General features: G+C 69.4%; 9 protein-coding genes and 1 tRNA gene. 4 read left to right on the top strand and 6 right to left on the bottom strand.

What is annotated here, in order from left to right:
* Positions 1-77 precede the first annotated feature (77 nt).
* The gene (locus G6N48_RS15905) at positions 78-1,550 is read left to right on the top strand and encodes a trypsin-like peptidase domain-containing protein (RefSeq protein ID WP_085272067.1); all 1,473 of its coding nucleotides are present in this window, start codon (positions 78-80) and stop codon (positions 1,548-1,550) included.
* A gap of 3 nt (positions 1,551-1,553) precedes the next feature.
* Here G6N48_RS15905 and G6N48_RS15900 read toward each other — a convergent pair whose 3' ends face one another.
* A complete protein-coding gene (locus G6N48_RS15900; protein WP_085272068.1) occupies positions 1,554-3,089 on the bottom strand; it encodes a flavin-containing monooxygenase in 1,536 nt (511 codons plus the stop codon).
* A 63-nt stretch (positions 3,090-3,152) separates the two neighbouring features.
* Positions 3,153-3,644, bottom strand: coding sequence for a YajQ family cyclic di-GMP-binding protein (locus G6N48_RS15895; RefSeq protein WP_085271854.1), 492 nt, complete (start codon positions 3,642-3,644; stop codon positions 3,153-3,155).
* A 69-nt stretch (positions 3,645-3,713) separates the two neighbouring features.
* On the opposite strand from G6N48_RS15895, the gene G6N48_RS15890 reads away from it, so the two are divergent.
* Positions 3,714-3,797, top strand: a tRNA-Tyr gene (locus G6N48_RS15890).
* A gap of 186 nt (positions 3,798-3,983) precedes the next feature.
* On the opposite strand, the gene G6N48_RS15885 is transcribed toward G6N48_RS15890, so the two are convergent.
* The 4 genes from G6N48_RS15885 to G6N48_RS15870 form a co-directional block, all read right to left on the bottom strand.
* Positions 3,984-4,268 (bottom strand): hypothetical protein, encoded by a 285-nt coding sequence (locus G6N48_RS15885; RefSeq protein ID WP_085271855.1) that lies wholly within the window; start codon positions 4,266-4,268, stop codon positions 3,984-3,986.
* A gap of 34 nt (positions 4,269-4,302) precedes the next feature.
* Positions 4,303-4,824 (bottom strand): restriction endonuclease, encoded by a 522-nt coding sequence (locus tag G6N48_RS15880; RefSeq protein ID WP_232066632.1) that lies wholly within the window; start codon positions 4,822-4,824, stop codon positions 4,303-4,305.
* Between the two features lie 89 nt (positions 4,825-4,913).
* Positions 4,914-5,837, bottom strand: coding sequence for a DMT family transporter (locus G6N48_RS15875; RefSeq protein ID WP_085271856.1), 924 nt, complete (start codon positions 5,835-5,837; stop codon positions 4,914-4,916).
* Positions 5,838-5,936: 99 nt separating this feature from the next.
* The gene (locus G6N48_RS15870; RefSeq protein ID WP_085271857.1) at positions 5,937-6,806 is read right to left on the bottom strand and encodes an oxidoreductase; all 870 of its coding nucleotides are present in this window, start codon (positions 6,804-6,806) and stop codon (positions 5,937-5,939) included.
* 141 nt (positions 6,807-6,947) lie between these two features.
* Between G6N48_RS15870 and G6N48_RS15865 the strand changes: the two genes are divergently transcribed.
* Positions 6,948-7,940: a diacylglycerol kinase family protein gene (locus G6N48_RS15865; RefSeq protein ID WP_085271858.1), complete on the top strand. Its 993-nt coding sequence runs from the start codon at positions 6,948-6,950 to the stop codon at positions 7,938-7,940.
* 516 nt (positions 7,941-8,456) lie between these two features.
* A complete protein-coding gene (locus G6N48_RS15860) occupies positions 8,457-11,690 on the top strand; it encodes a fatty acyl-AMP ligase (RefSeq protein ID WP_085271859.1) in 3,234 nt (1,077 codons plus the stop codon).
* Positions 11,691-11,708 lie beyond the last annotated feature (18 nt).

The following is an 11,708-nucleotide window of genomic DNA, read 5'->3' as shown; positions in this document are numbered from 1 at the left end:
CGGCAGGGGACTTCGGCCCCTACCCCCGGCCACGCGCCGCCGCGAAGAGTCGAAGGGGTTCGTCTGAAGGAGGAATGATGCCAAGACGCGCTCGTTGCGGCCGGGCGATCGGGCTGGTGTCGTCGGCCGTCCTGGCGATGTCGGTGGGCACACCGGGCGTCGCCGCGGCCGACGACGGCCGCCCGCGGGCCAACCCCGCGGAGAAGGCGGCCGCCCTGATCCGCCCGGCCGTCATGTATCTGGCCGGCCAGGGATACGGCACCGTGCGGCTGCCCGACGGGCAGGTGCTCTCGCAGTTCGGGCCGGGTTCGAGCATGCCGTTCCTCGCGACGTGGGGTTGCACCGCTTTCGCCGTCAACCCCGACGGCTGGGTGGCGACGGCCGGTCATTGCGTCGACCCGCAGAGCGCGAAGCTGCTGATCCTCAAACGCGCCGCCGGCGAGTACATCGCACAGTTCCCGGGTGCGCCCGAGTCGCGGGATCCCGCGGCGGCGCTGGACTGGCTTGTCAAGAACGCGCGGGTGGAGGGCGAGACCGCCGAGCGCGGACCCGAGGTCGGCCTCACCGTGATGTACGGGACGGGCCGCACGGTCGCCGGGAAGCTCCCCGCCAGCGTCGCGGATTTCCGTCCCCTGGGCAAAGGCGACGTCGCGCTTCTCAAGGTGGACGGGCGCAACCTTCCGTCGTCGGAGTTGGCCACCGACGCCGACGTCAGCATCGGCACGGCGATCCTCGCGGTGGGCTTCCCCGAGAGCACGCAGAACATCACCGGGCCGTCGCTGGACCCCACCAACAAGTCCGGCGCGGTCAGCAAGAAGTCGGTCATGGGATCCAACCCCGTCTACGAGGTCGACGCCGCGGCCTCCGAAGGCATGAGCGGCGGCCCCACCGTCGAACTCGACGGCAAGGTGATCGGCGTCAACAGCTTCGGCCCGGTCGGCGAGCCGCAGGCGTTCAACTTCATCGCACCGGCGGACACCCTCGCGGCGGTGATGGCGGGCAAGGGCGTCAGGCCCAGGCTCGGGCCCGCCGACGTCGTCTACCGCGAAGGGCTCGGCCAGTACTACGCCGGCCGCTACACCCAAGCCATCAACGACTTCGACCAGGCGTTGGCGTTGTCACCGGACTACCCGGGCCTGGCCGACCTCAAGACCAGCGCGGCGAACCTGCGCCAGCAGTACGGTGACCAGTCGGCGCTTCGCGGCGCGAACCTGGCGTGGTACACCGTCGGGGGCGTCGCGCTGGTGCTCGCGGCCGGCGCGGGGCTGACGCTCGCGGCGGTTCGCACCCGGTGGCGGCCGTACCGGCCGGCGAAAAACCCTGCCCTGCAGCTGGTTTCCGGTGGGCCGGCCGGCACCGGGAAACCGGTCCGGACGCGGGCGGGGCTCAAGCTCGGCGCCGCCGGGCTCATCGGCGTTGCCCCGGACCTCGAACCGCATTTCTGTTCGGATTGCGGGGCGGCGCATCACCCAGACGAGAAGTACTGCCCCAGCTGCGGGAAGCGGATAGCGGACGACGGATCGGCGTTGGGCGCCAACCCGACTCGCTGACCGCTACCCCGCCAGCGCCGCCCGTTCGGCGACGCGTCCGAACACCATCGCCTCCTCGATACGGTCGAACCGGTAGTCGATGGCGTCGGCGAAATAGTTCTGCCGCACGTTCCACGGCCGTTTGGTGCCGGATTTCGGCAGCGCGTGCAGCGACCGCAGCACGTAGCCGGCGTTGATGTCCCACGCCGGTTTCTCGGGTATGGGCTGGTTGCCGCGGTGCGGGCTGGCGTGGGTGTAACCATGAGAAGCCATGTGCGCCATGAGCTTTGCCGTCGCTCGTGCGGTGATGTCGGCCCGCAGCGTCCACGACGCGTTGGTGTAGCCCACGCACCAGAACAGGTTGGGCACGTCTTCGAGCATGTGCGCCTTGTAGACGAAGCGCTCGGTGGGATCGATCCGCTCGCCGTCGAGGCTGATCTCTGTTCCGCCGAGCGCCTGCAGTTGCAGGCCGGTGGCGGTGACGACGATGTCGGCGTCGAGGTGCCCGCCGGATTCGAGCGCGATACCGCTCGCGTCGAAATGGTCGATGTGGTCGGTGACCACCTCGGCGCGCCCGGCGCGGATGGCGTTGTAGAGGTCGGCGTCGGGGATCAAACACATCCGCTGGTCCCAGGGGTTGTAGCGCGGTTTGAAATGCACGTCGACGGCGTAACCGGCGGGCAGGTTCCTGATCGCGATACTCCGCAGGAGGCGCCGCACCAGGGCCGGGGCCTTGCGCGACAGCAGGAAGAACGCCGCCTCGGTGAGCGCGCTGTACATCCGGATGACCAGATGAGCGGCCCTGCGGGGCAGCAGCTTACGGGCGACGGCGGCGACCCTGCTGTATTTGGACGCAGAGATCAGGTAGGTCGGCGAGCGCTGCAGCATGGTCACCTTCGCGGCCCGGTCCGACAGCGAGGGGAGCAGCGTGACGGCGGTGGCCCCGCTGCCGATCACCACGACCTTCTTGCCGGCGTAGTCGAGGTCTTCCGGCCAGTGCTGCGGATGCACGACGGTGCCCCGGAACTCGCCGATGCCGGGGAAGTCCGGGGTGTAGCCCGCGTCGTAGTCGTAGTAGCCGCTGGCGAAGAACACGAACCGGCCGCGGTAGCGCTTGCGCGCGCCCTCAGGTGCCCCGTCTTCTTCGGTGGTGACCGTCCAGGTGTCGGTGGCCGAATCCCAGTCGGCCGACCGGACGTGGCTGTTGAACCGGATGTGGCGGTCGATGCCGTATTTGTGCGCGGTGGCGGTCAGGTACTCGCGGATGTGGACGCCGTCGGCGACGCCCTCCTCCCGCGTCCACGGCTCGAATGGGAACGACAGCGTGAAGATGCTGCTGTCCGAGCGCACGCCCGGGTAGCGGAACAGGTCCCACGTGCCGCCGATGCGTTCGCGCCGTTCCAGGATGACGTAACTGAGGCCGGGGTTGCGCTCGGTGATCCGGTAGGCCGCGTCGATGCCGGAGATGCCGGCGCCGACGATGACGACGTCGAACCGGCCGCCGTCGTCGTCCGTGGTGGGCAGAGCGCCGTCGACGGCCTCCCGGGGAGTCACGGTCATCGTGAACCTCGCTTTCATCCCGATGGCTGTCGAGCGTAACGCCACGGCCCGGGCGCCGGGCGGCTACCGATAGTTGACGAACTGCAGCGCCACCTCCAGGTCGGCCTGCTTGAGCATCGCGATGACCTCCTGCAGATCGTCGCGCTTCTTACTGGTGACGCGGATCTCGTCGCCCTGGATCTGGGTCTTGACGGTCTTGGGGCCGTCGTCACGGATCAGCTTGGTGATCTTCTTGGCGTGCTCGCTGCTGATGCCCTGCTTGAGCGACCCGGTGACTTTGTAGGTCTTGCCGGACGGCTGCGGCTCGCCGGCGTCGAACGCCTTCATCGAGATGTCGCGGCGGATCAGCTTCTCCTTGAAGACGTCGACGGCGGCCTTGACCCGCTCCTCCGTCGACGATGTGAGCTCGATGACTTCGTCACCCTTCCAGGCGATCTTGGTGTCGGTGCCACGGAAGTCGAAGCGGGTGGAGAGCTCCTTGGCCGCCTGGTTGAGCGCGTTGTCGACCTCCTGGCGGTCCACTTTGCTGACGATGTCGAACGATGAGTCCGCCATTCGATCCGTCCCTTCTTGCGGTGCTGGCCGTTTGTGATTTGTCTACCCGCTCGTTGTACCCTGCTAGGCGGCAGGTTGCCCGAGCGGCCAATGGGAGCGGACTGTAAATCCGTCGCGAAAGCTTCACAGGTTCGAATCCTGTACCTGCCACCACCAGATTTACCGCCTCTCGGGACCCTCGCGCGCAGCGGCCGGGGACTGTCGCCGTGCGCCCGGCCCGCCCGAACCGAAACCGACCGCGCGTCGTCGCTCGCGCCGGTGCTGTCCGGAAGAGCCGGGGAGGGTGGGTCTTTGGGCCCGACGACCTCCCGTGGCCGGCCACGATCGCGCCGGGTACACCTAGGCGGGCGGCTCGCCCCGGCCGCGCCGATCCCTGAGGGCTTTGAACATCCGCCTGAACGCTTCCTGGGCGTCTTCGGCGGCGATCTTCGCCGGCACCCGCTTGATCGAGTTGAGCTCTTTGATCATGGCCATGATCCGCTCGTGCCCGTACTGCTCGGAGAGCTCCACGATGGTCGCGCGCAGTCTGCCGTAGTCCTTCAGCGAGTACCGTCCGCCCGGGAACAGCAGGGCCTCCAGCTCGACGAGGCTGATGTCGTTCCTGGGGCGATCGTCATCGGGCACGTGATCCCCCAACCCGGGTTGGCATGGTGCAAGGCTAGACCGCCCGGCGCGACGGCGGCGGCACCCACGCCTGCAGGGCCCGTCGGCCGATCAACTGGCAGCCGTGGGTGTGGGCCAATTGCTTTGCCGCGGAGGTGAATTCCTGATTGCTGACGACGATGCTCCTCGTGCAGCCGTGGTGGCGTGCGCCCGAGACCACCTGCTGGACGGCGGCGATCCCGACCGTCTTGCCGTGGCGCTTGCACTGGATCGCCACCGACTGGCCGTCCTTCTGTGCGATCAGGTCGACGCCGTAGTCGCCCACCGGCGGCGTGAAGCCGACCTGCCAGCCGGCCCGCCGCAGGCGCCCGGCGACGTAGTCCTCGAACGCCACCCCGTCCATGGCGTCGATCGCTTTCATCCCGGCGGGCCGCGGGCCCCAGCCCGCCTTGCGCGACACCAGGGCCGCAAGCAGCAGGCCCAAACCCGCTCCGGCCAAGCCGATTGCGGTGCTGTGCCCCATGAAGCCGAGCAGCAGCGCGAAGTAGCCGGGCAGGAAGAGGAACGCGATCTTCATACGGGGAGCGGCGAAAGCCGTGTGGCGACACGGGTGGGCGGCGACAGCCGATGCATGGGCCGAATGATAGAGACCGGCGGCGACAGATCTCAGCCGCTCAGGGGTTGCGACGGCGCCGGCATCGCGTCGATCCGCACGTCGCGGCCCGCGCCCGCCGCCACCGTGGCGGCCTCACCGCGGGCCAGCGCCACCGTCGCGGCGATCACCGCAGTGACCGCCACGGCCAACACCAACCACCCGGCGCCACCGGTGTGCAATGTCTCGCCGAGGACGGTGACCCCCAGGACCGCGCCCACCACGGGCTTCGCCACGATGATCGTCGGGAACGACGCCGTGAGGGCACCGGCGCGATACGCCGATTGGTGATAGATCATCCCGGCCGCCCCGGCGAACACCCAGCCGTAGAGTTCCGGCGTGCGCAGCAGGTGTCCCGCGTCGTGCTCGAGGATGTCGACGATGCTCTTGGTCAGCACCGCGAACACTCCGAGCAACGATCCGGCCACCGCCGCCAGCAGTAGCGCCGCGACCGGACGGTCCGACCACATCCGGGCGCCCAGCAGACACAGGCCCAGCAGGGGACCCATCACGAGGACCACCGCCAGCCAGGCGCTCATCGGCGCCCGCTCGTGGCCGACCGCCGGATTGCCGACCGTGATGGCCACCGCCAGTGCCGCGGCCAGCAGGACCGCCCACGCCCATTCCCGCCCGGTGATCCGGTGGCGGGACAACCGCGCATACACCGGCAGGGCGAACAGCAGCGCCGTCACCTGCAGCGCCGTCACCAGGATCACCGAGCCCTTGTCGAGGGCCGCCGCGATCAGGACGTAGCTGGAGACGTCCCCGATGCCGCCCAGCCACCACTTGCGGTCACGCAGCAACATGCCGAACAGCGCGAGGTGACCGACCGGCTTGTCGGTCACCTCCTGTGCGGCCCGCTGACGGACCACGTTGCCGACCGCTGCCGCCAGCGCGGCGGCCAGTGCGAGCAGCACCGCCATATCGGTTCTCGACATCCGGTGACCCTCCTCGCCGCGCCGAAGCCGCCTACTGTGTAGTCACCAATTTAGCTGCGCGAGGCGCGCGGCCGCGAAAGCCGACCGACCCGGCGCTGCTCAGAGGGGGAATTTGGTGTCCGTCAGCCGTTCGGACAAGTCCCACAGCGCCGCGGCGGTCGTCGCTCGGCGGGCCGGCCAGTTGCGCCAGGTCGGCTGGGTGCGCCCGTAGAGCCCGAACCGCGGGCCGACGAAGGTGTCACCGGGCAGATCCTGCGACGCCGCGTACAGCGTCTGCCGGGCCCCGAAGTCGGCGTCGGTGGACACGATCCGATCGGCGGCAAGCACCAGCGCATCGCCGAGCCTGCGGCCGGAGCGGCCCTGCAGGTCGGTGTGCGACCAGCCGGGATGGGCGGCCAAGGCGCGCACTGGCGACCCCGCGGCGTCCAGACGCCGTTGCAGCTCGCTGGTGAACAGCAGGTTCGCCAGTTTGGACTGGCCGTAGGCCAGCCACGCGGAGTACGGCCGTCTGTGGAAGTTCAGGTCTTCGATGCTGATGTAGCCGATGTGGTGCAGCAGGGAAGACACCGTCACCACCCGGTCGGTGATCCTGGGCAGCAGCAGGTTGGTCAGCGCGAAATGGCCCAGGTGGTTGGTGCCGATCTGGCCCTCGAAGCCGTCGACGGTCACCGCGTGCTTGGTGGCCATGATGCCGGCATTGTTCACCAGCACGTCGACCGTGCTCAGCCCGTCGGCGAAGTTCCGCACGGACGACAGGTCCTGCAGGTCGAGCCGGCGCACCTCGACATCGCCGCTCATGCGGCCGGCGGCGGCCGCGCCCTTCTCGGGGTTGCGCACCGCCAGGATGACGCGGGCGCCGGCCCGGGCCAGCTCACGCGCGGTGACCTCGCCCAGGCCGCCGCTGGCGCCGGTCACGACGGCGGTGCGCCCGGCGAACGAAGGCAGGTCTGCTGCGGTCCAACCTGGCATGGCGACCAGACTAATCGGCAGTGGCGTCGGGCCCGGGCGCGCGACCGGGTGGCGGCGACAACACCGCAGGTATCGTCTGGGGAGCGCTCGGGATCGCACCTGGTGCGCGTAATTCCCGCACTCAGGAGTGGTCACCGCCGGATGTACCTAGGGGTCATCGTCAATCCGAACGCGCGCAGGAACCGGGCCGCGCCGGATGAACGCTGCGCCGAACTGCAGCGCGCCGCGGGCACGTGGGGTGAGGTGCGCCAGACCGCCTCGACCGAGCACCTCGGCGAGACCGTGAAGGAACTGCTGCCGCGGGTGACCCACCTCGTGGGCGACGGCGGTGACGGCGCCCTGCATTGGCTGATCAATGAGGTGTGGCAATGCGAGTCCGATCCGCAGCGCTGGCCGACCTTCGTCCCCACCAACGGCGGCAGCGTCAACGCGGTCGCACGCAAGGCCGGGGTGCACGGCAGGGCGGATGCGATCGTGCGCGCCCTGGCGGCCGCGGCCGAGGCGGACCGGCCACCGCCGGAGGTGTTCCTCGACACGCTGCAGCTGGAGGGTGAGACCGAGGACGGGTCGACGTTGAGCCGGATCTGCTTCGGGCTGGCCGCGGGGGGTGTCGGCAACCGGTTCTACGACATGTACTACGGCTACGCCCATCACGGCCGGACGATGGTCGCCCGGGTGATCGCCCGCTCGCTCGGCGACTACCTGGCGACCAAGGTCGTCCCCGGGCGCGTGACGAAATCGAACTACGCGTCGCGCCTGTTCGCCCCGACGCGTGCCCGCGTGGTGATCGACGGCGAAGAGGTGCCGACGCGCAAGCACCGGCTGCTGCACGCGGGCGCGATCGACCTTCGGATCGGCGGTCCGTTCCGGCTGTTTCCCAAAGCGGAAAGGCCGGGTGCGTTGAGCTTCCAGGCGGGGGAGCTGAGGCCGTCGAGGATCGTCGTGCAACTTCCCGCCGCGCTGACCAACGGCACCCTGCACGGCGAGCGGGTGCGCGACGTCAACGGCCAAGAGATGCTCATCGAGGCCGACGGCGAGCCGCTGTCCCCGATCATCGACGGCGAGCGATTCGTCGGCGTCGTGACGCTGACGGCCCGCGCCGGGCCGCGCATCCGGGTCGCGCAGGTCGGCTGACCGCTGTGATGTCGCGCACGCCGGCGCTTCGTCCGTCGCGCGCGGCGTCAGTACGTCAGTAGGTGTGCTCGGGCGCACCGTCGCTCAGGGGCTGCGTGCCGCCGGAACTCGGCGCCGACCATTGCCGCAATGCCATTATTTGCCGTCGCTGCTGCGATTGCGATCATGCGCATCGGAATAGCGGTCCCACGTGCGGGCCGGCGCGGGAATATCTGCTCAAATTGGACAACGCGAAAATGCGTAGTTCAGTATCGGCGTATTTGGGGCAGGATGCTTCGAAAGACCAGCTCAATGGCTCCTGAAGTACTGAGATACGTAACTGTGCGATTATGCATTTGCACGCCGGAAAAGCACATACGCCACGCCGTTTAAGGCGCAGCTGTGAAATCGATGTGGACCACCCATAAACGTCGCAATCGCCTTTGCCTGGTGTCATTTAGTGGCGCTACATTGGGTAAATCCAAGCTTAAAGCGCAAAGCGATTTCGGGCCCGACCTGGAAGGGGGTGCTCCCGCGATGGAGACGCTCATTGACTATCTGCAGAAGTGGGAAGCCGAAAAACCGGATCAGACGCTCTTTCGGTTCGTCGACTCAGAGGGCCGCGAGCTCGAGCATTACACCTACGCGAGCTTCGCCGGCCGGACGCGCGAGCTGGCCGCCTATCTGTCCGCGGAGGCGGGCCTGCGGGCCGGCGACCGGGCGCTGCTGGTCTACCCCCCGGGCCTGGAGATGGTCGCGGCGCTGTTCGCGTGCGCGCGGCTCGGCGTGATCGCCGTCCCGGTCAGCCCCCCGCTGCCGATGTCCTTCGAGGCCGGTCTGGCCAAACTCGCCTTCATCGCGCGGGACTGCCAGGCCAAGGCGGTGCTGTCGACCAAGCAGCTCGAGCACGACTTCCGCATGCTTCTCGGCACCCAGGGGGGCGGCCTTGCCTGGGCGGGCTCGCCGCAGCTCCCCGAGCTGCCCTGGTTCGGGACGGACGGTGCGCGCGATTTCGGTGGCGCGCCGGTCGCCGATACGCCCGGCCGGGTGCTGTTCCTGCAGTACACGTCGGGGTCCACCAGTGACCCCAAGGGCGTCATCGTCAGCCACGCGAACGTCATCGCCAACGCCTCGGCCTACCCGGGCAGGGAGGTGGCGGTCTCGTGGCTGCCGCAGCACCACGACATGGGTCTCATCTCCGCCTACCTGTTCATCACGGTGATCGGCGGCACCACGCACGCGATGTCGCCGGAGGACTTCCTCAAGCGGCCCTCGGCGTGGCTGCGGCTGATCAGCCAGGTCCGCGCCACCCAGACGCCGGCTCCGAACTTCGCGCTCGAGTACTGCCTGCGCGAAGACAAGCTGCCCGACTCGGAGCTGGCCGGCGTCGACCTGAGCAGCCTGGACTCCATGGTCATCGGCGCCGAACCGCTGCGAGCCGCAACGTTCACGCGATTCCGCGCACGCTTCGCCGCGTACGGCCTGCGGCCCGACGCGGTCACCGGCGCCTACGGCCTGGCCGAGAACACCTTGATCGTGTCCCTTCGCGGACGCCAGATCGTGTCGGTGAACAAGCGCGCGCTGCAGGAGAACGTGGTGCGGGTCGAGAAGGCTCTGCCCCGGAACAGCAATCAGGCGCCGCTGGTGAGCTCCGGCAAGCCCGTCGCCGGCAACGTCGTCCGCATCGTCGACCCGAAGTCGCGCCATGCGCTGGGCGAGGGCCGGATCGGGGAGATCTGGGTGGCCGGCGCGTCCAAGGGCGGTGGCTACTGGCGCCGGCCCGACGCCTCCGCGGAGGCCTTCGGGGCCCGCATCGCGGGCGACGACGAGCGCACCTACTTGCGCACCGGCGACCTGGGCTTTCTGTACGAGGGCGAGCTGTTCGTCTGCGGCCGGACCAAGGACCTGGTCATCGTCCGCGGCGTCAACTGCTACCCCTCGGACATCGAGGCCATCGCGGAGCGCGCGGCCGCGCACATCCGCAAGGGTTGCGTCGCCGCCTTCGCGGTCGATGACGACGACTCCGAGGCGCTGGTCGTGGTCGCCGAGGTGCGCGACGCCGCGGACCTGCCCGACGGGCGGGCGCTGGCGCGGGCCATCCGCCGGCACGGCCACATCGACCCGCACACCATCGTGTTCGTCCCGCCGCGGACCATCCCCAAGACCACCTCGGGGAAGATCCGGCGGGCCGAGACCCGGCGGCTCTACCTCGACGGGCAGCTGCCCGTGGTGGGCAGTTACGCCCACCCAACCCACGACGGCCCGGACGCCGGCACGGGTCCGCTGGCCCGGTTTCGCACTCTCATCGAGGACTACGACCTCACCGGCGAGGAGGACTGCTCGTTCGCGGACCTCGGGATCGACTCGCTGGCCCTGGCCGAGCTGCGGGCGGACCTGCAGGCCCTGCTCGAGGAGCACGGCGCAGGGCAGTTGGCCGAGGCCGTCAACACCCGCCTGCTGCAGCGCCTGACGGTCGCCGAGTTCTTCGGGCTGGTGCGGCAGTTCGGCGAGGGGGCCGGGCAGCCGATCGACGCCCTGCGGCAGGCGCTGGCGCAGATCTCCGCGCAGTACGAGGCGCACGAGATCACGCAGATGCGCGCCGACGCGCAGCTGCCCCTGCCGGAGCTTCCCCCGGCGCGCTCCGGCGCGCCCACCGACATCCTGGTGACGGGTGTCACGGGGTTCCTGGGACCGTTCCTGCTGAGCAGCCTGATCGGGCGGACGTCGTTCACCATTCACGCGCTGATCCGCGCGACGGACGCCGAGCACGGCCTGGACCGGATCGTCGCCTCGCTGCGGCGGGCGCGCCTGTGGTCCGCGGCGCTGGAGGCCCAGGTGCGGGCGCGGGTGCGGGTGGTCTGCGGCGACCTCGCCGAGCCGAGCCTCGGCATCGGTGAGGAGGCGTTCGGGCGACTGGCCGACAGCGTCGACGCCATCGTGCACAACGGCGCCCTGGTCAACTACGTGCGCACCTACGACGCCCTGCGGCCCGCCAACGTCGTCGGCACCTGGGAGCTGTTGCGCCTGGCCATGACGGGCCACCGCAAGGCCTTCCACCTGGTGTCGAGCACCTTCATCTACGGGTGGAGCACCCTGCCCGTGGTGGGGGAGTGGGACGCCAACGAGCAGATGAGCGGGCTGGACTTCGGCTACTCGCAGACCAAGTGGGTCGCCGAGCAACTGGCGCTGCACGCCCAGCGGCAGGGCCTCGACGTGCGCATCTACCGGCCCTCGCTCATCTCCCCCACCAGCGCGGGCTTCGGGAGCCAGGAGGACATCCTGGTGCGGCTCACGGCCTTCATGATCCAGCACGGCCTGGCCGTCAGGGCGCACAACCAGATCAGCCTGCTGCCCGCGGACCTGGTGGCCGAGCACATCGTGGAGCTGATCGGTCTGCCCGCCGAGGCCGGCACCGTCTTCAACATCACGGCCGACGACTACTACGGGCTGATGGACGTGACGCGGATCCTGTCCGAGCGCTACGGCTACCGCTTCGAGTACCACGACATCGATTCGTTCTCCGAGCAGCTGAACCGCCGGTGCGGGCCGAGCGACCCCTTCTACCCGCTGGTCGACTTCCTCACCCGCTCGGCCGGCAAGATCGCGGCGATGCGCGACAAGAGGTACGACAACACCCAGTACCGGCGTGCGCGCACAATGACCAAAGCCCGGCTGCGCGAGCCGGCCCTGGCCGAGACCGTCGCCAACCTGCACCGGTTTTTGTGCAGCGAGGAGTTGATCACCGAGGACGACGCCCGCCGCAGCGCCTAGCTATCCAAGGAGTTCACC

Source organism: Mycobacterium parmense, from assembly GCF_010730575.1.
Taxonomy (GTDB): Bacteria; Actinomycetota; Actinomycetes; order Mycobacteriales; family Mycobacteriaceae; genus Mycobacterium; species Mycobacterium parmense.
Note: the sequence above shows the minus strand (reverse complement) of the source record. Positions and strands in the feature narration are given on the sequence as shown.

Excerpts from the sequence above, each read along its gene's own strand:
- G6N48_RS15905 (WP_085272067.1), top strand. The coding sequence starts at position 78 with ATGCCAAGACGCGCTCGTTGCGGCCGGGCGATCGGGCTGGTGTCGTCG.
- G6N48_RS15900 (WP_085272068.1), bottom strand. The coding sequence starts at position 3,089 with ATGACCGTGACTCCCCGGGAGGCCGTCGACGGCGCTCTGCCCACCACG.
- G6N48_RS15895 (WP_085271854.1), bottom strand. The coding sequence starts at position 3,644 with ATGGCGGACTCATCGTTCGACATCGTCAGCAAAGTGGACCGCCAGGAG.
- G6N48_RS15880 (WP_232066632.1), bottom strand. The coding sequence starts at position 4,824 with ATGAAGATCGCGTTCCTCTTCCTGCCCGGCTACTTCGCGCTGCTGCTC.
- G6N48_RS15875 (WP_085271856.1), bottom strand. The coding sequence starts at position 5,837 with ATGTCGAGAACCGATATGGCGGTGCTGCTCGCACTGGCCGCCGCGCTG.
- G6N48_RS15870 (WP_085271857.1), bottom strand. The coding sequence starts at position 6,806 with ATGCCAGGTTGGACCGCAGCAGACCTGCCTTCGTTCGCCGGGCGCACC.
- G6N48_RS15865 (WP_085271858.1), top strand. The coding sequence starts at position 6,948 with ATGTACCTAGGGGTCATCGTCAATCCGAACGCGCGCAGGAACCGGGCC.
- G6N48_RS15860 (WP_085271859.1), top strand. The coding sequence starts at position 8,457 with ATGGAGACGCTCATTGACTATCTGCAGAAGTGGGAAGCCGAAAAACCG.